This is a genomic window from Actinoplanes sp. NPDC000266 (assembly GCF_042899005.1).
Taxonomy (GTDB): Bacteria; Actinomycetota; Actinomycetes; order Mycobacteriales; family Micromonosporaceae; genus Actinoplanes.
Map to the genome: position 1 here is coordinate 87374 of NZ_JBIAZI010000010.1, position 21459 is coordinate 108832.

The 21459-nt window shown below is 71.4% G+C and carries 19 protein-coding genes; 9 read left to right on the forward strand and 10 right to left on the reverse strand.

The features are described from left to right. Nucleotides 1–7 precede the first annotated feature (7 nt). From ACFY36_RS35760 to ACFY36_RS35780, 5 genes are all read left to right on the forward strand, one after another. Nucleotides 8–1117 (forward strand): NAD(P)/FAD-dependent oxidoreductase, encoded by a 1110-nt coding sequence (locus tag ACFY36_RS35760; RefSeq protein WP_499750329.1) that lies wholly within the window; start codon nucleotides 8–10, stop codon nucleotides 1115–1117. A 62-nt stretch (nucleotides 1118–1179) separates the two neighbouring features. After that, nucleotides 1180–2367 (forward strand): type 2 periplasmic-binding domain-containing protein, encoded by a 1188-nt coding sequence (locus ACFY36_RS35765; protein WP_499750330.1) that lies wholly within the window; start codon nucleotides 1180–1182, stop codon nucleotides 2365–2367. Further along, the gene (locus tag ACFY36_RS35770; RefSeq protein ID WP_499750331.1) at nucleotides 2364–2681 is read left to right on the forward strand and encodes a hypothetical protein; all 318 of its coding nucleotides are present in this window, start codon (nucleotides 2364–2366) and stop codon (nucleotides 2679–2681) included. The genes ACFY36_RS35765 and ACFY36_RS35770 overlap by 4 nt, the downstream gene beginning before the upstream one ends. A 3-nt stretch (nucleotides 2682–2684) precedes the next feature. After that, nucleotides 2685–3239, forward strand: a complete 555-nt coding sequence (locus tag ACFY36_RS35775; protein WP_499750332.1) for a flavoprotein — start codon at nucleotides 2685–2687, stop codon at nucleotides 3237–3239. A gap of 39 nt (nucleotides 3240–3278) precedes the next feature. After that, nucleotides 3279–5828 (forward strand): ATP-binding protein, encoded by a 2550-nt coding sequence (locus tag ACFY36_RS35780; RefSeq protein WP_499750333.1) that lies wholly within the window; start codon nucleotides 3279–3281, stop codon nucleotides 5826–5828. On the opposite strand, the gene ACFY36_RS35785 is transcribed toward ACFY36_RS35780, so the two are convergent. From ACFY36_RS35785 to ACFY36_RS35805, 5 genes are read right to left on the reverse strand one after another with little or no spacing between them, the layout of a single operon-like run. After that, entirely contained in the window at nucleotides 5825–9322 is a 3498-nt protein-coding gene (locus tag ACFY36_RS35785) for a S8 family serine peptidase (protein WP_499750620.1), read from the reverse strand. The two genes, ACFY36_RS35780 and ACFY36_RS35785, sit on opposite strands and share 4 nt — an antisense overlap. Nucleotides 9323–9354: 32 nt before the next feature. Next, nucleotides 9355–9636, reverse strand: coding sequence for a hypothetical protein (locus tag ACFY36_RS35790; RefSeq protein WP_499750334.1), 282 nt, complete (start codon nucleotides 9634–9636; stop codon nucleotides 9355–9357). Nucleotides 9637–9664: 28 nt separating this feature from the next. Then, on the reverse strand, nucleotides 9665–10252 hold the full coding sequence (locus ACFY36_RS35795) for a hypothetical protein (RefSeq protein ID WP_499750335.1): 588 nt from the start codon (nucleotides 10250–10252) through the stop codon (nucleotides 9665–9667). Beyond that, a complete protein-coding gene (locus ACFY36_RS35800; protein ID WP_499750336.1) occupies nucleotides 10249–10707 on the reverse strand; it encodes a hypothetical protein in 459 nt (152 codons plus the stop codon). Before ACFY36_RS35800 ends, ACFY36_RS35795 begins: the two co-directional genes overlap by 4 nt. A 12-nt stretch (nucleotides 10708–10719) precedes the next feature. After that, nucleotides 10720–11682, reverse strand: a complete 963-nt coding sequence (locus tag ACFY36_RS35805; protein ID WP_499750337.1) for a hypothetical protein — start codon at nucleotides 11680–11682, stop codon at nucleotides 10720–10722. A gap of 192 nt (nucleotides 11683–11874) precedes the next feature. Between ACFY36_RS35805 and ACFY36_RS35810 the strand changes: the two genes are divergently transcribed. Continuing rightward, nucleotides 11875–12615: an AfsR/SARP family transcriptional regulator gene (locus tag ACFY36_RS35810; protein ID WP_499750338.1), complete on the forward strand. Its 741-nt coding sequence runs from the start codon at nucleotides 11875–11877 to the stop codon at nucleotides 12613–12615. Between the two features lie 10 nt (nucleotides 12616–12625). After that, the gene (locus ACFY36_RS35815; protein ID WP_499750339.1) at nucleotides 12626–13432 is read left to right on the forward strand and encodes a class I SAM-dependent methyltransferase; all 807 of its coding nucleotides are present in this window, start codon (nucleotides 12626–12628) and stop codon (nucleotides 13430–13432) included. Here ACFY36_RS35815 and ACFY36_RS35820 read toward each other — a convergent pair. The 3 genes from ACFY36_RS35820 to ACFY36_RS35830 all read right to left on the reverse strand — a co-directional run bounded on the left by ACFY36_RS35820 (nucleotide 13421) and on the right by ACFY36_RS35830 (nucleotide 16378). Continuing rightward, the gene (locus tag ACFY36_RS35820) at nucleotides 13421–13921 is read right to left on the reverse strand and encodes an SRPBCC family protein (protein ID WP_499750340.1); all 501 of its coding nucleotides are present in this window, start codon (nucleotides 13919–13921) and stop codon (nucleotides 13421–13423) included. The genes ACFY36_RS35815 and ACFY36_RS35820 overlap by 12 nt on opposite strands. A gap of 51 nt (nucleotides 13922–13972) precedes the next feature. Continuing rightward, complete coding sequence (locus ACFY36_RS35825; RefSeq protein ID WP_499750621.1) at nucleotides 13973–14431, reverse strand: protein-tyrosine phosphatase family protein; 459 nt, start codon at nucleotides 14429–14431, stop codon at nucleotides 13973–13975. 171 nt (nucleotides 14432–14602) lie between these two features. Further along, the gene (locus tag ACFY36_RS35830) at nucleotides 14603–16378 is read right to left on the reverse strand and encodes a dihydroxyacetone kinase family protein (RefSeq protein ID WP_499750341.1); all 1776 of its coding nucleotides are present in this window, start codon (nucleotides 16376–16378) and stop codon (nucleotides 14603–14605) included. A 404-nt stretch (nucleotides 16379–16782) separates the two neighbouring features. Here ACFY36_RS35830 and argS point away from each other — a divergent pair, with 404 nt between their 5' ends. Together argS and ACFY36_RS35840 are read left to right on the forward strand one after the other, a co-directional pair. Further along, complete coding sequence (gene argS / locus ACFY36_RS35835) at nucleotides 16783–18396, forward strand: arginine--tRNA ligase (protein WP_499750342.1); 1614 nt, start codon at nucleotides 16783–16785, stop codon at nucleotides 18394–18396. A gap of 63 nt (nucleotides 18397–18459) precedes the next feature. Next, the gene (locus ACFY36_RS35840) at nucleotides 18460–20232 is read left to right on the forward strand and encodes a bifunctional metallophosphatase/5'-nucleotidase (protein ID WP_499750343.1); all 1773 of its coding nucleotides are present in this window, start codon (nucleotides 18460–18462) and stop codon (nucleotides 20230–20232) included. On the opposite strand, the gene ACFY36_RS35845 is transcribed toward ACFY36_RS35840, so the two are convergent. After that, a complete protein-coding gene (locus ACFY36_RS35845; RefSeq protein WP_499750344.1) occupies nucleotides 20229–20552 on the reverse strand; it encodes a hypothetical protein in 324 nt (107 codons plus the stop codon). The two genes, ACFY36_RS35840 and ACFY36_RS35845, sit on opposite strands and share 4 nt — an antisense overlap. A gap of 36 nt (nucleotides 20553–20588) precedes the next feature. Then, a complete protein-coding gene (locus ACFY36_RS35850) occupies nucleotides 20589–21443 on the reverse strand; it encodes a MerR family transcriptional regulator (protein ID WP_499750345.1) in 855 nt (284 codons plus the stop codon). Between the last annotated feature and the right edge of the window lie 16 nt (nucleotides 21444–21459).

Sequence of the window (21459 nt, forward strand, 5' to 3'; positions counted from 1 at the left end):
AGATGTCATGAGAGTCCTCGTTCTGGGAGCCGGCTTCGGCGGTCTGGAGTTGTCGGCGCGGCTGTCGGAGGAGCTGGGGGACCGGGCCGACGTCACGCTGATCGACAAGGGTGAGGGGTTCGTCTTCGGCTTCTCCAAGCTCGACGTCATGTTCGGCCGGGCCGCCGGGGAGGCGGTGCGGCATTCGTACGACGACGTCGTCAAGCCGGGGGTGCGGTTCGTGCGCACGACGATCCGGTCGATCGACCCGGAGCGCAAGCGGGTGGAGACCGGCGCCGGGCCGTTCGAGGGGGACGTGCTCGTCGTCGCGCTCGGCGCCGACCTCGAGCCGGCCGCGACGCCGGGGCTGGTGGAGAACGGGCACGAGTTCTACACCGTCGAGGGCGCGTTCGCGGCGCGTGGCGTGCTCGAGGGCTTCGAGGGCGGGCGGGTGATCGTGGGGGTGACCTCCACGCCGTTCAAGTGCCCGCCGGCGCCGAGCGAGACCGTGCTGATGCTGCACGACTACCTGAGCGCGCGCGGGCTTCGCGAGCGGTCGGAGATCGCTCTGGTCATGCCGCTCGGCGCGCCCATCCCGCCGTCGCCCGACGCGTCGAAGGCGCTGCTGGCCGCGTTCGCCGAGCGGGGGATCGCCTGGCATCCGGAGAGTCTCGTGCGCGAGATCCTGCCGGGGCGGGCCGTGCTGGCCGACGGGCGGGAGATGCCGTTCGACCTGTTCCTCGGTGTGCCCCGGCACCGGGTGCCGGACGTCGTGCGTGATTCCGGGATGTGCGCCGACGGCTGGATCCCGGTCGATCCTCGGACCCTGGAGACGAAATTCCCCGGTGTGTACGCCGTGGGCGACGTGACCAGTGTCGGCACCCCGAAGGCGGGGGTGTTCGCCGAGGGACAGGCGGCGGTGGTGGCCGAGCAGATCCTGAGCCGGGAGAAGACGTACGACGGCACCGGCGTCTGTTACATCGAGTTCGGCGGCGATCGGATCGCCAAGGTGCAGGTGACCTTCCGGGCCGGCGAGCGGCCGGTCGGCCGCTACGACGACGCGTCGGAACTGCTGCGGGCCGACAAGACGGCGTTCGGGGCGGACCGGGTGAAGCGGTGGTTCGGGCGCGCCCGGTAGTGACTGGGATCACGAGATCGACATTCATCGAGTACCGTCGGTAGGCGCGAACGGAGGCGCGGATGACGGAGCTCTACTCACGACGGTCGTTCCTGGCCGGGGCGCTCACGGCCGGCATGGTGTCGGCCTCGGCCAGCTACCTTTTGACCCGTCGTGAGGAGGTCAAGCTCACGCTGGTCACCGGCTCCGACGCCACGGGCGGGCGGCGGCTGCTGGTGCAGATGTGGAACGACCTCAACCCGTACATCAAGATCGAGACGGTTGAGATCAACAGCTCGACCCGGGACCAGTACGAGAAGTTCATCTCCAGCCGGGCCGACATCTTCAACCTCGACGTCATCCACATCCCCAAGTTCGCGGACGAGAAGCGGATCGTGCCGATCACCCCGCGCAACGACATCTCGCTGCTGGCGCCGGTGCGGCGGCTGAGCGCCCGCCCGGACACCGACGACTTCTGGGCCGTGCCGTTCAACACCGACGTCGGCGTGCTCTACCGGCGGGTCGCCGACAAGGCCGAGGCCGGTCCCGACCCCACGCTGGCCCAGGTCATGTCGTCCAGCTCGCGCAGCTTCGTCGGCCAGCTCGACACCGTCGGCTCCCAGACCGACGAGGCGTTCCTGGTGAACGTGCTCGAGCACGCGCTGTCGCAGGACGAGGCCATCCTCGACGAGACCGGGCAGCTGTCGTTCAGCCTCGGCCAGTGGCGTTCGGCGCTCGGCCCGCTGGCCGCCGCCATCCGGGGCCGCCGGGTCGGCGCCGAGGCCGGCGAGGACGACACCAACCGCACCTACCAGCGCAGCGGCCTGCGCTACATGCGCAACTGGCCGGTCTACTACCCGGCCATCGATCGCGCCGAGCGCACCAAACCGACCACCGACGAGATCCGCCTGGGCCGCCTGCCGATCGGCATCATCGGCGGGCAGAGCCTGGCCGTCTCGGCCGACAGCGACCACCAGGACGAGGCCGTGGAGGCCATCCACTTCCTCACCGACGCCCACGCCCAGCTGCTGCTGGCCAAGTACGGCTTCGCGCCCACCGGCCTCGACGCGTACATCGACCCGGTCGTGACCGAGACGATGCCGCACCTGAAGGTCATCCGGAACGGGGTGGAGTCGTCGCGGCCGCGGCCGATGCACCACAACTACGCGGCGTTCGCCGAGACGTTCGCCGGGCACATGCACAGATTCCTGTACGACGGCGAGCAGCTCACCCAGCAGTTCATCACCGACATCCAGGGGAAGCTGCGATGAACGGCATCGAGGCGTGGCAGATCTGCATCGTGGTGACCGCCGCCATCGTCCTGATCGAGACCGGCATCCACCTGATCCGCAAGAGGGTCCCCGGCCTGTCACCGCCGAGCTGGTGGCGCACCGCGTTGCTGGTGCTGCTGGTGGTGCTCACCGTCGTCGTCTTCGTGGCGGCGCTCGGCACGAGCCTGGCCGACCAACTGTCCAGTGTGGCCGCCGCGGTGGCCGCGGTCGGGGCGCTCTGGCTCGCGTACCGGTCCTACAACACGAAAGCCGATAAAAAGCCCGAGGAACCCGATCATCCGACAGAATCGTAAGCTATGGGTGACTTACGGGTGGTGGTTTGCGGCGGATCGGCGGCCGCGGGTGTGCTCGGCCTGATCGAGACGGCGATGGGGCGTGGCTGGTCGGTCGACGTCACGGCGACACAGAACGCGCTCGAGTTCATCGAACCGGCCCAGGTCGCCCGGGTCAGCGGCAAACCGGTGCGCACCACGTACAAGTTCGCGCCCGACGGCACCAGGATCTCGCCGCCGGCTGACGCGCTGATCGTGGCCCCCGCGACCTTCAACACCATCAACAAACTCGCCCTGGGCATAGCCGACACGTACGCGCTGAGCTCGGTCGCCGACGTGATCGGCCGCGGCGTCCCGACCGTCGTGGTGCCGGCGGTCAACGAGGCGCTGGCCGCCCGCCGCCCCTTCCGCCGCTCCCTCGACGAGCTGCGCGCCGAGGGCGTGCGCGTGCTCTTCGGCCCGGTCGACGGCTGGGTGCCCGGCAACAAGGCCGACTTCCCCTGGATCAAGGCCCTCGATCTGGTCGAGGACGTCTTCGGCCTGAACACGGTCGACCGGCACACCACACCTGTCATATAAGCGCTAGGCCCGGCGCCGGGTCACGCCTAGCCTGAGGCCGTGACGGACCTGCTCGAGCGCTCGGGCGAGCTCGCCGCGCTGGACCGCCTGCTCGCGGAGTCCGCCGCCGGTGGGCGCGTCGCCGTGGTCAGCGGCGAGGCCGGGGCCGGCAAATCCACCCTGGCCGCCGCGTTCGCCGAGGCCGCCGGGCCGCGGGCGCAGACCCTGTGGGGCGCGTGCGACCCGCTGCTCACCCCGCGCGCTCTCGGTCCCCTGCACGACATCGCCCGCCGCCTCGGCGGCGCCCTGCGCGAACGGATCACCGCGGGCGCCCGGGCCGAGGTGTTCGACCTGCTGCTCGAGGCGCTCGACCGCCCGCCGCAGGCGGCCCGGCCGGTCGTGGTCCTGGAAGATCTGCACTGGGCCGACGAGGCGACGCTCGACATGGTCGTGTTCCTGGGCCGGCGGCTCGCCCTCTGCCGGGCGCTGCTGCTGATCACGTACCGGGAAGAGGAGATCGGCACCGGCCACCGGTTGCGGGCCGTCCTGGCCGGACTGCCGCCGGGCCTGGTCCGGCGGGTCAGCCTGCCGCCGCTCACCCCGGCCGCGGTCGGTGAGCTGGCGCGGCGGGCGGGACGACAGGCTTCGGAGGTGTACGACGTGACGGGCGGCAATCCGCTGCTCGTGACCGAGGTCCTGGCCGCTCCCGCGGACGGGGTGCCGCCGACCGTACGAGATCTGGTCCTGTCCCGCGTCGCCACCCTGTCGCCGGAGGCGCGCGAGGTGGCCCACCTGGTGTCCGTGGTGCCGTCGCAGGCGGGCTTCGTCGTCGACCGGCTGACCGCGGTCGAGGAATGCCTCGACCGAGGCGTCCTCACGGCCCGGGGACAGGGCGTGGCCTTTCGGCACGAGCTGCTGCGGCAGGCGGTGGAGGAGTCGCTTTCCCCGGTACGCCGGGCCGCCCTGCACGCCGAGATCCTGGCCGGGCACGCGGGACGGGCCAGCGTCGAGCCGGCCCGCATGGTCCACCACGCCCACCACGCGGGCGACACGGCCGCCGTGCTGCGCTGGGCCCCGATCGCCGCGCGGCGGGCCGCCTCGCTGGGCGCCTACCGGCAGGCGGCCGCCCACTATCTGCAGGCGTTGCCGCTCGCGGGCACTACCGGCGATCACGACCGGGCGGCGCTGCTGGAGGAATACTCGGTGGCGGCCTATCACGGTGGGCTCACCCCCGAGGCGCTCGACGCCCGGCGCGAGGCGCTGGCCCTGCGGACCGGGCTCGGCGACGAGGTGCGCGTGGGGGAGAACCTGCGCTGGATCTCCCGTCTGAGCTGGTGGCTCGGACGGCCGGAGGAGGCGCGGGACGCCGGCTTCCGGGCCGTCGAGGTTCTCGAGGCACAGCCGCCGGGGCGGGAGCTCGCCGCGGCGTACAGCAATCTCTCGCAGTTGTTCATGCTCCGCCACGAGGTCGAGCGCGCGATCGGCTGGGGCGTGCGCGCCACCGAGCTGGCCCGGCGCCTCGGTGACCTCGACACCGAGGTGCACGCGCTGGTCAACATCGGCTCGGCCCGGACCCTGTCCGGCGACCTCGCGGGCATCGCCGAGCTGCGGCGCGCGCACGAGCTGGCCCTGGCCGCCGGCCTGGACGACCACGCGGGGCGGGCGCTGGTCAACCTGGCCAGCTTCGCCGTCGACGGCTACGAGCTGACGATCGCCGAGGAGACCCTGGAGCGGATCATCCCGTTCCTGGTCTCGCGCGACCTCGACGGCTACGTCCGCCACCTGCTCGGTCACCGCGCCCGGCTCCGTCTGGCCCGGGGCGACTGGGACAGCGCCCTGCGCGACGCCGAGCAGGCCCTGGACGGGCCGCCCCAGCCCGGCGGCGCGGTGGTGCCGGCGATGGTCGTCCGGGCGGTGGTCAAGGCGCGGCGCGGTGAGCCCGGCGCGCTCGACGACGCCCAGACGGCGGCCGACCACGGCTATCCGACGGGGGAGGCGCAGTTCCTGTGCCCGGCCGCGATCGCCCTGGCCGAGGCGCACTGGCTGGCCGGCTCGTACGAGCGGGCCGCCATCGAGGCCAAGAAGGGCCTGGCCGTGGCCGAGCGGTTCGGCCAGCAGTGGTTCATCGGTGAGCTGGCGTTCTGGCTGTGGCGCTGCGGTTCTCAGGAGACCGTGGCCGCGGCCACACCGTTCCGGCTGCTCATCGCGGGCGACTGGCGCGGCGCCGCGGCGTACTGGCAGGAGCGTGACTGTCCGTACGCCCGAGCGGAAGCCCTCGCCCACGGTGACGAGGCCGCGGTGACCGAGGCCTTGCGGACCTTCGACCGTCTGGGCGCGGCCGCCCGCGCCCGCGTGCTCCGCGCCGACCTGCGCGAACGCGGCCTCCCGGTCCCGCGCGGCCCCCGCCGCCCGTCCGAGGCCGGCCTGACCGCACGCCAATACGAGGTCCTGGCTCTGCTCGCCGAGGGCCTGAGCAACGCCGACATAGCGGCCCGCCTTACCGTTTCCGCCAAGACCGTCGGCCATCATGTCTCGGCGGTGCTGGCCAAGCTCGAGGTGAGCTCCCGGGGCAGGGCGGCCGCCGAGGCCCGGGAGCGCGGGCTGCTTTAGCTCGGCGGGTCGAACGAGACGGACAGGCCCTCGTTCCAGGCGACCGGCACGGTCCGTCCGACGGTGCGCCGGGTCGCCTGGCCCCAGTCATTGGGCCGGTGAAAGAGCACCACAGGGACGTCCCAGATGCCGACGACCGGACACAGGTATGCCTTACGGGTGCCGCCGCGCAGTGGCGGGATCGTCCCGCTCCGATCCGTGCCGAGAGTGTGCAGCGTGCTGAACGTCCGGCTCCGCGACGCGGTGAAGGTCAGGCTCTCGGCGACGCTCTGACTCCACTTGACGCTGGTGCTGGACGAGCCACCGAACTTCATACCCACGTTGAACATGTCGCCGATCTTGAGGCCGCCGGAGGCCTCCCATTCCTGCTTCTCCTCATGGGTGACGTCGGTGCCCCGAGTGACAGTGGTGTTGACACCGACGACCGTCTCGCCGCCCACGGTCCGGGTGTTGCTTTCGCTGACGGAGATTTTGTAATCCTGCGGGACACCGGTGCTGTTGGCGAAGATCAGCCTCCGATGCTCCGAATCGTCGAGGATGACCGACCGGTGGTTGTGACGCTGCCCCACCATCATCTCAATCGGATTGACCAGGTAGAACGAGAGGGACCGCTGGGTGACGAACTCGTCGCCGGAGAGGCCCTGGCGCCAGCGGTAGATCGCGTCGAGGGAACAGCGTGGGTGATCCGGGTTGTACGCGGACAGCAGCGTCGCCCGCCGCAACGCGAATTCTTGGACGTACGAGGTGTCCGGGGGCACGTCTTGGGTGCGGACCCGTTTGTAGACCCGGCCCTTCTCCTGACCATCGAGCGGCACGTCGAGGCTTTGCCCGTTGCCCATGTCGACCCGTAGCCGCAAGTCGAACGCGGCGTCGTGGAGCTCGACGAAGCGGTCGAACGGGTTGGTCACACGGATCCGGAACTTGCAGTCGCCCCCGCCGGTTGGCCCCGAAGTCAGGTAATAGAGGTGGTCCTTACCGCTGTGGCCGGGCGTCAGCGTCAGATCCACCCACTCCAGAGTGGCCTTGCCGGCCCGAGTGGCCTCCGCCGCGGGATGGATCTCCGTGTCCACCTCGGCCTCGGCCACGGACTCCGCCACGGATTCCAGCACCGGCGCGGCTTTCCCCGCCGCGCGGGCGGCGATCGCGGTCAGGTCGAGAGGACCCGGATCCCAATGCTGGTTCCCTGGCACGTGCTGGTGACCACAGACACCGTCGAAGTCGCGCCAGGCGACGTCCTTCAGCCGGGTCGCCGACTTGACGCCGTACGCCTGCTCGCCCAGCGTCGGCAGGACATTGCGGAGATTGATCGGCAGCAGCCGGGAGACCGGGCCGAGCACCCGGTCGGCGAGCCAGTCGAGAACGTCGACGGAGACGCCGTCCATGTCGCGCGCGTAGCCCCAGCATTCCACCTGGATCGCCCGCATCCGGTTGGTCTCCACCGTGCCTTTGGGATGGGCCAGCGCGTACGCGGCCCGATCGAGCGGGATGACCTGGAGCAACAGGTCGGCCGAGGGCATCGCCCACAGATGCGGCGGGTTCTCATGGCGTGCCGCCATGGCCCGGAAGTCCGCGGCCGAGGGGCGGCCCTCGATGGTGTGGAACACGAATCGCCAGGGCACGCCGCCCACGTAGGAGAGGCCGGCGCTCTTGGGGTGGGGCAGGCGCTCGGCCGTCGGCATCCAGAGTTCCGTCGCGCCGGTAGCCTCCGAAGAGATGGGCCCGGCGAGCAGCCGGCGGGAGTCCCGAGGGGAATAGAGCATGATCATCGCCTCTTTCGGTGCGGTCCGCCGCGGTGCGCCGGCCCGGGCTGCGGCGAGTAGCCGGTCGAGGTCGAGGCAGCCGTTACCGGTCCGGTACGGGTCGCCGGCGCCGTCGGTCGACGGCGCCAGGGTGGTGATCAGCAGCCGGCGGGCCTCGGCCACGTCGAGGGGCCGGCCGGCGGCCTCGTAGAGGCACGCGATCGCGCCGGTGACGTGGGGCGCGGCCATGCTGGTGCCGGACTTGCGGGTCAGGCCGTGCGGTCCGTCGGGACCGGGCGCCGATCGGGCCGCGAGGACGTCGACGCCCGTGGCCGTGAGGTTGGGCCGGCGCCGGCCGTCCGCGGTAGGCCCGCTGCTGCTGAAGGGTGCGACCGGCCGCCCGTCGGTGTGCCCGTCGACAGCCCCCACCGCAACCGTGTGGAAGCCGCAGGCGATGCTGCCCAGCGTGGCCGTGGCGACCACGTCCGGCTCGGCGAAGAAACTCTGGTGACGAGGGTCGTCCCGCTCGACCCAGAGATCGACCCGGCCGTCGGTGACGTCCTCGCCGATGAGCGTGATCCGCCAGTCGCCGCCGGGCGCCTTCGGGCCCATGAAGATCTGGAAGTGGTTCAGGCCGGTCGTGGAGTCGGCCCGCCGGTGATAGAGGCGGCAATGCGGCGTCTCGGCCCGCTCGCCGAGCGGCACCGCCGTCTCCTCACCGTCGGGAGAGCGGACCACCACGCGGATCCGGTCGCCGCCGGCATACCAGGCCTCGAGCTCGTTCGCGGTGGGATCGCGCGGTTCGACCTGCCATGTCAGCTCGTGGTGGCCACCGGGAGCCAGTTCGGCTGAGGCGTGTGCCCGGCGACGGTAGTAGTTGCCCGCGCTCTGACAGCAGAAGCGCCCGGCGCGCCTGGTCACCAGTTGGTCGAGCGCCTGTTCGACCAGGCTGATGCCACGGTGATGCCCGCCCTGACGGCCGACGCTGAGATTGATCGAGCACGGATCGTCCCCGGCCTCGGCGTCAACGAAATGCAGCCCCTCCAGCAGGGAGGCCGAGGTTCCGAGGTCGACCCGCTGTCTGGGCGACCGCTCGGACAGATGGACCAGTACCAGATCGGCGCCGGGGGCCACTCCCGAGATCCCCAAGTAGTGCGTGCCGGCCGCGATGCTCGTGACGTGGGTGCCGTGGCTGCCCCGCGCCGCCTCCGGGCTCTGCCACGGCGGATTTCCCAATTCCCGGTACGGATCAGCGGTGCGCAGCGCGGCGTCGATCTCCTCACGGCGGAGCACCCGGCCATAGCCGTAAGGCTGCGGGGTCCGCCCCGGGCCCCCGCGGGCGCCCTGGTGCCAGAAAGCCCGTACCCGGGACCGGCCGTCCGGGTGGCGCAGCGCCGGATGGACCAGGTCGAAGTGCCAGTCCAGTACACCGATCACGGTGGTGCGCCCGGTCGCCGGGTCGGCCGACGGGCCGCGGACGTCGGTGGGACCGGGGAGGTCATCCCCGGTGCCCGTGCCGCCCGGCTCGGCGTCGGCGGGTGTGATCGGCACGGCCGCCTTGAGGCTGGTCACCTCGTCGAGCGCATGCACGCCCAGGGCGTCGCCCCGCCGGACCCGGCCAGTGACCACATCACCGAACCGGGCCACCACCCGCACCCCTGCCGGCGTCTCATCGGGGTGGCGCAGGCGCAGCACCACGTCGATCTCCTCGTCGGCGGGTCCCTCCGCGATCTCCTCCCACAGCGCGGGATCCATCTGTTCCACGGCTCGTCCCGTCGGGTCACTGCCTAGCCGGCCTCGGTGGCCGTCTTCGAGGCGGCCGTCGGCTGGTTCCCGTCTCCGCTGCGCGTGCCGGCGCCTTTGCCGCCGCTTTTGCCGTCGCTGCCGCCTTTGTCGCCGCCGCCCGGGCGGTCGGCGCGTTGATCGAGCGCGCTCGAGACGAGCACCGCGCCCACGAGCGGCGACGGAGCCGCCGCGCCGAGAAGGGCGAACGGCGCCTGTTCGTCCTCGGGCACGCCCTCCCGAGTGGCCAGCGCCTTGCCGATGACCAAGCCGATGAGGTTCAGCATCGCGAGCTTCCTTCCCGTCGAGTCCGGATCACTTCAGCCCGCCACTCAACGCGAGCACCAGCAGCAGCCCGTTGGAGCCGGAGAGCATCCCGCCCCCGCCGTATCCACCGTTGGCCTGGCCGTCCGGTGTGCTGCCGCCCCCGCTCATCGAGGGGTCGGCGAGCAGGAGCAGCAGGAGCAGGTTCTTGGAACCGCTGCCGCCGCCACCGGACAACAGAGCGCCGAGAACCGCCAGTTCCCGCGTGCTGGACAGGCCGCGGTCGAAGCGCTGGGCCTGCTGGGTCTGCCCGGCCTGCACGTTGCGGAACGCCCGGCCGGTGCGGTCGGCCAGATCGTTGAGCTGTGTGGTCGTGGCGCGAGCGCCACCCTTCAAACGGTCGATGTCGCTCGCCACTCGTTGCAGCGCCCGGGTCAGCTCGGCCCGCGATACCGTGCCGGGCGCGGCCGGCCCGGAGACGTACTGCGACGGGCGCGTTCGCGGCGGCCCGACCGTCGGCCGGTACATCGGGCCGCGGCGGCTGGACCGGCTCTCCGGCTCGTAGTCCGGCCATTCCTCCGTGCTGTCGCCGTCGAAGTGGTAAGCCTCCGGCTCGTACTCGAAAACTGGTGCGGTCATGGGTCAACTCCGTCCTGAGGAGGGCCGGCTTCGGCGGAGAGCCGGTCGAGCAACGGCCGGACGAGCGACCAGAAGGCCTCCTCGTCGATCGGCCGGGTTCCGGGCGTGCCGGTGCCGTGGCAGTCCGAGCAGTCCGGCTCGCGGCCCAGGCAGCTCGGGCAGGCGCCCAACGCGCCCGCGACGTGCCTCAGGGCCGTGTGGCAGCGGTTCAGCTCGGCGTCGAGCAGCGCCCCGTATCCCTGGATCTCGCCGCCGCCCGGCGGAACCGGCGCCGTCGGGCTGACGTCGCCGGCGTCGAGGCCGAGCAGCGGCATGAGGTCGCGCAGCCCGGGGTCGCCGCTGAGCCGGGCCAGCAGGAGACGCTGGAGCAGCTCCTGCGAGGCGACCTCGCGGGCCGCGGAGGATCGGCGCTTGGCCCGGGCCCGGGTGCGTGTCGTCGAAGGAGTATCAGTCATGGCATCCGCCGATCAGGGACTCGGAGCCGGGCCGAGGATCTCGTCGAGGGCCTGATCGAACTCCCAGAGCTGCTCGATGCCGTAGACGGTGGGTGCGGTTCCGCCCAGGTCGGGCGGGGCGTACGAGACGAACGGGTCGCCGCCGGGCTCCGGTGCCGGATACGCGGGCGGCGGCTGCCCGTAGGCGGGCGGCGGGGCCGCATATCCGGGCGGCGGCTGCCCGTAGGCGGGCGGTGGGGCCACATATCCGGAAGGCGCCGGATATCCGGGCGGGGGCGCGTACGCCGGCTGCTGGTTCACCGTGGTCACCTGGGTCGGCCGGCCCGAAGGGTCCAGTGCTCTGACCAGCACCGCAGCCCTCAGGACGGGATCGACCCGGGAACGCCCGTAGAAGGGCTGCCGCGTCCGGTGGTCGCGGATCTCCGCCTCCGCCAGGTATTCCGGCAGCTCGCTCTCGCCGTTGGCCTGCTCGGCGACCACCTGGTCGGCCGCCTCCCGCAACAGCTCGGCGAAGGCCACTGCCGGCACGTCTTCACCGCTGGGCAGTTTGACCTGTCCGCCGGTCCGGTTCTGCGCGAGCTGCACGAGTGCCTGCTGCACCGCCGGGTTGGCGAGCAGCCCGAGCATCCCGGCGCCGGCGGTCGGCGGTGCCGCGCCGTTCGGCGCCTGCTGCCCCGCTCCCGCGCCGGGCTGGGCGCTCAGCCCGCCGAGCAGGCCGCCGACGATCGCGCCGGCCGGTCCTGCGGCGGCGCCGGAGGCCGCGCCGGCGGCGATGGCGGGCAGCCGCTGGACGATCGCCTTGCCAAAGCTGCGGAGGCCGGACAAGAAATCCTCCGTGGCTATCGGATCGGCACCGGTCTCGGACGCGACGGCCTCGGCGAGCTCGTCGTCCGGCAGTGCCGCGAGCTCCGGCCGCACCACCGCCCTCAGTTCGGGAAAGACTGTCGTGGTCGCGCCATAAGCAGAAAAGGGCATGGTTCCTCCCGCGATTGCCCGGGAATTCAACTCCGTTCTACCGACCCACCCGCACCACACCGTCAGTGTCATGTCAGCGCGGCGTCAGCACAGCGTCACGTGCGTCCGGCAGTTGCTTGACAAGCGGTCCGCGCAATCGTGAGCCTCGAATGGTTGACGGCGTGGCAGGGGGTGCCCATGGTTGGCCGTGGCGTGCCGATCGAGCTTGCCCTCTTCGGCGCGTTCAGCCTGGTCGAGGACAGCACCGCGGTCCGGGTCCCGCTCTCCGAGCAGCGGCTGCTCGCGTTTCTCGGCGTCCTCGGCCCGTCCGAGCGGCAGACCGTGGCGGGCGCGCTGTGGCCCGACGTCATCGGCGCCCGCGCGTCGAGCAGCCTCCGCACGGTGCTCTCCAAGGTGCGGCGCCGCTGCGGCGGCGTGGTACGCGACGGGGGGAGCCATCTCGCCCTCTGCACCGGCGTGGCGGTCGACGTGCAACAGCTGCGCGCGGTTGCCGCGCGGGTCGTCGGCGGCATTCCGGTCGACGTGGACGACGCGCTCCAGCTGCTGCACCTGCGCGGCGATCTGTTGCCCGCCTGGGACGACGAATGGCTGATCTTCGAGCGGGAGGAGATCAGGCAAGTTCGGTTGCAGGCGCTGGAGTGCTGTGCCGACTGGCTGTGCCGCGCGGGCGACTTCGGCCCGGCGATGATGTTGGTCTACGAGGCGGTCCGCGTCGACCCGCTGCGCGAGAGCGCCCATCGCAAGCTCATCGGCATCCATCTGGCCCAGGGCAACCGGGTGCAGGCAATGCGCGCATATCAGACCTTCAGCCGGCAGCTGTGGCGGGAGTGCGGGGTACAACCGTCGCCGATGCTGGAGGAGTTGGTCAGCGCCCGGGGCGGCGGCGCCAAGATAGGTAACTCTCCCCATGCGTTCGGACCAGCGAATTCCTAGCGTCGAAGGCATGACGGAACTGGTACTCGAAGGAATCAAAGCCAAACAGCAGAAGACCTGGGCCAGCGGCGACTACGGCGCCGTGGCGGCCCTGATCCACCCGATGGCCGAGGCGACCGTGCAGGCCGCCGACCTGTCGGCCGGCGCGCGCGTGCTCGATGTGGCCGCCGGTACGGGCAACGCGTCGCTCGCGGCCGCGCGCTGCGGGGCCGACGTGCTCGCCACCGACTATGTGGGCGCGCTGCTCGACCGGGCCCGGGAGCGGGCGGCGGCCGAGCACCTGCCGATCTCCACCGAGGTCGCGGACGCGGAGAACCTGCCCTATCCGGACGCGCGCTTCGACGCGGTGTTCTCCGTGGTCGGCGCGATGTTCGCCCCCGACCAGGAGAAGGTGGCGGCCGAGCTGACCCGGGTGTGCCGCCCGGGCGGGACGATCGCCATGGCCAACTGGACGCCCGACGGCTTCATCGGCGAGATGTTCCGCACCGTCGGACGGCGGGTTCCGCCGCCGCCCGGCATCCGCGGACCCGTCGAATGGGGCAGCGAGGCGCGGGTGCGCGAGCTGTTCGGCGACCGGGCCGAGGTGACCGCGACCGTGCGGACGTTCGTGTTCCGCTTCGCCTCACCGGAGGCCTTCACCGACTACTTCCGGCAGGTCTACGGCCCGACGGTGAAGGCGTTCGAGGCGCTCGGCCCGGACGGCGGCAAGCCGCTCTACGACGACCTGGTCGCCCTGGCCGGCCGATCGAACACGGCCACCGACGGCACCTGCAAGATCCCGTCGACCTATCTGGAGGTCGTGGCCCTACGTAGGTAGCTCACCGAGCACTGTGGACGGCGCCGGGGGAAACTGCACCTCGGCCGTCCGCATGCCGGCCAGCGCGTTGAGGGCACCGGTCAGCGCCACGGCGCTGGCCGTGCCGAACTTCTCGAACTCGACCCGCATCAGCGGCGTGGCCAGCTTGGCCAGGCCGTGCATTTCGAGCTCCACGCGGTACGTCACCTCGGCGCCCGCGGCCAACGGCCGTACGGTGACCGCGTCGGTGCAGGTGGCGCCCTCGTTGCGCCCGTGGAAGAGCAGGCGGCCGGGCTCGGTGGCGACCAGCGTGTAGACCATCTCGGTGGTGAGCCCGAGAATCCGGCAGACCTGAAGCCAGCTGGCGCCGGGCCGGATCGGGCCGGCGTCCTGCCGGGCGGTGCGCTGCACGGCCGGATCCCAGGCCGCGGTGTTACCGAAATCGGTCAGATATCCGAGCACCGGACCGGCGGCGGCGGTCACCGCCAAGGTGCGCTCCACGACGATCATCAAACCCCCCAGGGCCTCGGCGTGCGGCTCCAGAGTAATGGCCGCTTCTGATCATCGCCCTGGGTTTGCCCCGTGCCTGAGCTGTGCGACGAACCTCTTCTGCCACGGCGTCTCGACGGCCCGCCGGTGATACCCCTCCCGCACAAAGGCGACGGCGTCGGCCGCCGGCACCCCGTCGAGCACAGCGAGCCAGGCCAGAGCGGTTCCGGTGCGCCCGCGCCCGCCCCAACAGGCGATCTCCACCCGTTCCTGTCCGCTGCGGTCAAGAGCTTCGATCAAGACCGTTTCCGCGTACGCCCGGTCAGCCGGCAGCCGAAAATCAGGCCACCGGACCCACCGGCTCTCCCACCCGAACTCGGGCGGCGCACCACCGAGCAGATAGACCCCGAACGTGGGCGGATGCCCCGACGGCATGGCCTCCCGTAGCCCACGCCCCCGAACGAGCCGCCCGCTGGGCAGCCGCAAAACCCCCGCCTCACCGGCCCGCCACAGTTGCCGCTCCACGGCCATTCCCACCGCTTCCTCCACCACTTCCGCCCACGCCTGCCGCGCGCTTCCGCCCACGCCTGCCGCGCGCTTCCGCCCACGCCTGCCGCGCGCTTCCGCCCACGCCTGCCGCGCGCTTCCGCCTTTCCCCGCGCGCCACCTAGACGGCGGCCCGCGTGGTCGTGACGTCGCGGCTCATGGTCGCAGGGTCGCGGCCAGCGCGGCCAGCCAGCTCCAGACTGCCACCGCGCCCGGGTCGGGGTGGCCCAGGACCCGGTCGCCCAGATAGCTGGAGCGGCCCAGCCGGGCACGGACCTCGGCCGTGGCGGCGGCGCCGACCTTGGCCGCCTCGACCGCGGACTCCAGCGCCGAGTGCCAGTCGTTGCCCGCCTCCAGGCTGCCGGCGAAGGCGTCCGCCGCGGGCTGGAGCGCGTCGACCATGGTGCGGTCGCCCATCGCGGCGTCGCCGACCTCGCGTACCCCGGACACCGCGGCGCGGAAGGCCACCGCCCAGTCGGCCGGCGTGGGGGAGGGCGAGCCGGAGGGGGATGGGGAGGGCGAGCCGGAGAGGGAAGGCGGGCCGGAGGAAGGGGAGAGCGAGCCGCTGGTGGAGGAGGAGCCGGGGAGGGCTGACGCGGCCCGGAGCAGCAGGACGGCGTACAGCGGACCCGAAGTGCCGCCGACCGAACGGCGGACCGTGGCCGAGGCGGCTCGCAGGACCGCGGCCGGGCCCTCGGCGCCGGGATAGCCGGGGCACTCGGCCAGGATGGCGGCCGCGCCCCGGGCCAGGCTGATGCCGAGGTCACCGTCGCCGACCTCACGGTCGAGGTCGGTCAGCTCGTCGCGGGCCGAGATCAGCGTCTCGGCCACGGCCTCCAGCGCCCGGCGCAGCGGATCGGTCACGCCCAGCTCGCCGGCCGGGGTCTCGGCCGTGGGCGGGGCCGGAATCGTCGACGGGCCGGGCCGTGACACCACGCCGGGCCAGGCGGGCGCGGACGTCGGCGCGTCCAGCAGGGCCAGCAGGTCGTCGTCGACCGGCAGGATGCTCAGCGAGGCGCCGGCCATGTCGAGGGCGGTCAGGAAGTTGCCGGCCCAGAGCCGCTCGACCAGCATCCCGCGTTCGGTCAGTTCACGGACGGCCGCGTCGGCCATGATGGACAACTCCATCGGCGGGGTGGCGCCCAGACCGTTGACCAGCACAGCCACCCGGGCGCCGGACTCGACGCGGCGATCGTCGACGATCGCTTGCGCCAGGCGCGCGACTGTCGCCCGTACGGGAAGAAGCGCCCCTCGCTCCACCCCCGGCTCGCCGTGGATGCCCAGCCCCCACTCCACCTCGTCCCCGTCGAGCAGGAAACCGGGCTGCCCGGCGGCCGGAACGGTGCAGGCGCTCAACGCCACCCCCATGGTCCCGACCGTGTCGGCCACCTGCCGGGCCCGCGCCGCCACCTCGGCCAGCGGAAGCCCGGCGGCGGCGGCCGCACCCGCCACCTTGTGCACCAGCACGGTCCCGGCGATGCCGCGCCGCCCGGCCCCATCGGCCGCCGCCAGCGCCACATCGTCGGCGACCACCACGATCGCCGTCTCGATCCCCTCGGACCGGGCCAGCTCGGCCGCGAGCCCGAAGTTGAGCCGGTCCCCGGTGTAGTTCTTGACGATCAGCAACACCCCGCCGTCCGAGCCCACGGCCTGGATCGCCTCGAGAACGGCGTCGACCGACGGCGACGTGAAAACCTCACCGGACACGGCCGCGGTGAGCATGCCGCCACCGACGTATCCCGCGTGAGCAGGTTCGTGCCCGGCCCCACCACCGGAGATCACCGCGACGTGCCCGGCGCTCCGCAGCTCACCGACGTCGGCGCGGATCGCCGTGTTCGAGCCGCCCAGCCGCGCCACCGGCGCCGCCGTCCGGGTGAGTCCGTCCAGGGATTCGGCGACCACGACCGCGGGGTCGTTGATGAGCTTCTTCACGCTTCACATCTTGCCGCCCCCACCACGGTCCCGCAGAGATTGCCCACCCGGCACAACAGCTCCTACCCAAAGATCGCCGCGCCACGTCGGCAGTCTGGCGTTCACCCCAGACCTGAGGGGAGTGGCCACTTCGGCAGAGTCACGTCGTCGCCGGCGAGGTCGCGAGCTTTCGGATGTCCATGGAAGCGGACCCCCTTGCGGTCGGCTGACGCGCGTCTGCGGTTACTTGCTCGTGGCCGAGGTGGGCGTCCGCTACAGTGGCGGCCATGCAGACCTTCAGTGAGCGACGCCGGCGTTCTGACGACCGCCGCTGATCTCTGCGTTTCTCCCGGCGGGTCGAGCCCGCCGGATCGCTTCACCGATACCGGTCGACCCGTCTTCGCCGTACGTCGATGGGTCTGATCATGAATGTCGAAGAACTTCTCTCCGAGCCGCTCGCCGCGGCCTTCCAAGCCGTGGCCGGGCGGCCGGTTGATCCGCTGGTGCGGGCGTCGCAGCACGCCGACTTCCAATCGGGGGCTGCTCTCGGCCTGGCCAAGGAACTCGGGAAACCGCCACGGGACATAGCCACTGATGTGGCGAAAAAAGTCGACCTGTCCGGTTTGGCGACAGTGGACCTGTCAGGACCGGGCTTTCTCAACCTCACGGTCGACGACGAGGTGCTCAAAGGGGAACCGCCCCAAATACCGCAAACCGCCGACCCCGAGCGGATCGTGATCGACTACTCCGGGCCCAACGTGGCCAAGGAGCTGCACGTCGGTCATCTGCGGTCGACGATCATCGGGGACGCGCTGGCCCGGCTCCTCGAAGCTACCGGCCACGACGTGGTCCGGGTCAACCATCTCGGTGACTGGGGCACCCAGTTCGGCATGCTGATCGAATACATGGCCGGGAATGACCATGACTCGGCGACGATCGGGGACCTCACCGAGTTCTATCGGCGGGCCCGGGCCCGGTTCGACGGTGACGACGACTTCCGGACCCGGGCGCGGCTGCGGGTCGTCGCCCTCCAGAGCGGCGACCCCACCTCACGGGCGCTGTGGGAACGGCTGGTCGCTCAGTCCGAGCAGTCCTTCATGGACTCCTACGCGCGGCTCGGTATCGGCCTCGCCCGGGACGACTTCACCGGTGAGAGCTTCTACCAGCCCCTGCTGGCCGGCGTCGTGGACGAGCTGACCGCCAAGGGGCTGCTGGTCGAGAGCGAGGGCGCCCTCTGCGCGTTCCCGCCCGGCGAGACCGGACGGGACGGCGAACCGCTTCCGCTGATCGTGCGCAAGAGCGACGGCGGCTTCGGATACGCCGCCACCGATCTCGCCGCCCTCCGGTTCCGGGTGCGGGAGCTCAAGGCCACCAGGCTTCTGTACGTCGTCGGCACCCCACAACAGCAGCATTTCCGGATGGTCTTCGCCGTCGCCCGGGCCGCCGGCTGGCTGGACGGGACGGCGGTCGAGCACATCGGCTTCGGATCGATCCTGGGCCCGGACGGCAAGATGCTCAAGACCCGGGCCGGCGACACGATCAAGCTCGCCGACCTGCTCGACGAGGCGGTCGGCCGGGCCACCAGCCCGGCCATCGGCATCGGCGCCGTCAAGTACGCCGACCTGGCCGGCGACCGGCACGGCGACTACGTCTTCGACTGGGATCGGATGCTCGCTGCCACCGGCAACACCGGCCCCTACCTGCAGTACGCGGTCGCCCGGATCCGCTCCGTCCTCTACAGGGCGACCACCGCGCCCGGTCCCGTCCGGATCAGCGACCCGGCCGAGCGGCGGCTGGCCCTGGCGCTGCTCGGTTTCGAACCGGCGGTCATGGCCGCGACGGGCCTGCGGGAGCCGCACCGGCTGGCCGGCTATCTGCACGACCTCGCCGTCGCCTTCACCCACTTCTACGAGAAGTGCCCGATCCTCAAGTCCGAAGGCGACGTCCGGGCGAGCCGGCTGACCCTGGCCGAGCGGACCGGCCGGACGCTCACCCTCGGGCTCGATCTCCTGGGGATCCAGGTACCGGACGTCATGTGATCACGGGGTTATCGAAGACGGTTAGTGTGCGTTGGTTAGGTTCAAGACCTGAAAGGCCCCGACATGACCCTCTCGCGGCGTACCGTCCTGGCCGCCTCGGCGGCGACGGTGGCGGCTCCGCTCGCCGTCTCCGACGCGGCGCAGGCCCACCCGAAGAACGGCCCGGAGACCTATCACCTGACGGTGCTGGGCACATCGGACACCCACGGCAACGTCTACAACTGGGATTACTACAAGGACGCCGAGTACGACGACAGCGCGCACAACGACGTCGGTGTCGCCAAGCTCGCGGCCCTGGTGACCAAGCTGCGCAGGGAGGCGAAGGGCGCGACCCTGGTCCTGGACGCCGGCGACACCATCCAGGGCACGCCGCTGGCCACGTACTACGCCAAGCAGGAGCCGATCACCACGACCGGTGAGAAGCACCCGATGGCCCGGGCCATGAACGTGCTCCACTACGACGCCATCACGCTGGGCAACCACGAGTTCAATTACGGCCTTCCGCTGCTGAACCTGTGGATCCGCCAGTTCGGGTTCCCGGCCCTGGCCGCGAACGCGGTGAGCGCCAGGACGGGACGGCCGGCCTTCACGCCGTACATCATCAAGAAGGTCTCTCTGGGTAAGCACGCGCCGACCCTGCGCGTGGGCATCCTCGGCCTCACCAACCCGGGCGTGGCGATCTGGGACAAGGGCAACGTCGAGGGCAAGCTGAACTTCCTCGACATGGTGAGCACGGCGGCCAAGTGGGTGCCGGTCATGCGGGCCCGCGGCGCCGACATCGTGCTGATCTCGGCGCACGGCGGCGACAGCGGCACGTCGAGCTACGGTCCCGAGCTGCCGAACGAGAACCCGGCCGCGCTGATCGCCCAGAACGTGCCCGGCATCGACGCCATCCTGTTCGGCCACGCCCACCAGGAGATCGCGCAGCGCTTCGTGACGAACACGAAGACCGGGCGGCAGGTGCTCATGTCGGAGCCGTCGAAGTGGGGCCAGCGCCTCACGAAGATGGACTTCGACCTGGTGCGCGAGAAGGGCCGCTGGCAGATCACGGCCAAGGCGGCGGTCACGCTCAACACCAACACGGTCGAGGCCGACCCCAAGGTCCTGGCCGCGGTCAAGAGCCAGCACACCAAGACCGTGGCGTACGTCAACCAGGTCGTGGCCACCTCGACCGAGGAGCTCTCGGCCGTCACCTCGCGCTACGAGGACACTCCGATCCTCGACTACATCAACAAGGTGCAGACCGACACGGTGACCGCGGCCCTGGCCGGCACCGAGTACGCGAGCCTGCCGGTGCTGTCGATCGCGGCGCCGTTCAGCCGTACGGCCGTGTTCCCGAAGGGCGAGGTCAGGATCAAGGACGTCGCCGGGCTCTACATCTACGACAACACGCTCGAGGCCGTCGTGCTGACCGGCGCCGAGGTGAAGGCGTACCTCGAATATTCGGCGAAGTTCTTCGTCACGCTGGCGCCGGGCGCACCGGTCGACCCGGCCGCGATCAGCGACCCGGCCGTCCCGGACTACAACTACGACGTGTTCTCCGGCGCCGACTACGACATCGACATCAGCAAGCCGGTCGGGTCGCGGATCACCCGCCTCCAGATCGCCGGGGCCGACGTCGACCCGGCCGCGCGCTTCGTGGTGGCGGTGAACAACTACCGGCGTTCCGGCGGCGGCAACTTCCCCGGCATCGTGAAGACGCAGGTCTACAACGCGCAGCAGGAGATCCGCCAGCTGCTGATCGACTGGGCCCAGGCCAAGGGCTCGATCAACCCGGCCGACTTCTATGTCAGGAACTGGCAGCTGGTCCGCGAGGGCGTGCCGGTCGTCTTCTAGATCGCTTTCTCCAGGAGGGCGATGACCAGCGCGACCGTCGTCAGGACGGTCGCGCCGAACACGATCCAATAGGGGTGACCCTCGTGGCGTCCGCGCCGGGCCTCCCGGGCCCGGCGCGTCGCCGAGACGACCCCCGGCAGGACGCCGAGGAGAGTCCAGAGGATCACCGGCAGCCAGGAGGGTGCCTGCGGTCGCGCGGTCGGGTCCATCTCTTCGGGGTACGCCACGAGCAGCCGGCCGGGAGGGGACCAGGGCTCAGCCTCGGCCGCCTCCGGGCGCGACGGCGGGATGGCCCAGGGCGGTGCCGTCGGATAGGTCATGCGCGACCCATCGGCCGCGTCTTTCGCTTCTTTAGGTTAGTTTTCGGGAGCAGTTCTCACGGGAACCTGTAGCTCGGTCACCCACTTGTCGAAGTCGCCCGGCGGGCAGTCGAGGTAGACCTCGCGGGCGAAGCCGGGCCCGATGGCCCGGTGGCCGTTGTCGTCGATCCAGTTGGCGATCTTCTGCCCGGTGCGGAACGCCTCGGACATCGAGCCGTGGTGCAGCGCCGTCGCCGCCCGCTCGACCGGGGGCAGCTCCACCACCTCGAAGCCGGCGTCCGCGCCCACCTCGGCCCCGCCGATCGGGAACGCCGCGTGCACCCTGATCGTCTCGTCGCCCGGCTCGGTGGGCGCCGGCTCGTACCAGGCGAGCGGCGCGCCGGTCATGGCCACGCCGTGCTTCTCCATCAGCTCCATGAGGCGCGGATAGAGCGGCGTGAGGTTCTCGGTGATCGACGTCGGGTGGTCGTAGCCCTCGGCCGTGCCGGACAGCTGCGCCACCCGCAACGCCGGGATGGTCTTGAGGACGACGTCTCCGGTGTCCATGTGCCCCTCGCTCTCGATCATGCGGAGGCGCGCGTCGACCTGGGCCAGGCGCGCGGTGTCCTGCCGCATGCGCGAGGCCAGCTCGGCCCGGCGCAGGCGCAGCATGCCGCGCAGCTCGGCCGTCTCCACCTTTTCGTCGATCAGCGTCTGCACCTCGTGCAGGCTGAAGCCCAGGTCCTTCAGGGCGGTCACCCGGTTGAGCAGGCGCAGCTGGGCCGCGGTGTAGAAGCGGTAGCCGCTGTGCGGGTCGACGTGGGCGGGACGAAGCAGGCCGATGGCGTCGTAGTGGCGCAGCATGCGCACCGACACCCGGCCCAGGCCGGCGAACTCTCCGATGGAAAACACAGTCCGCTCAGCCTGA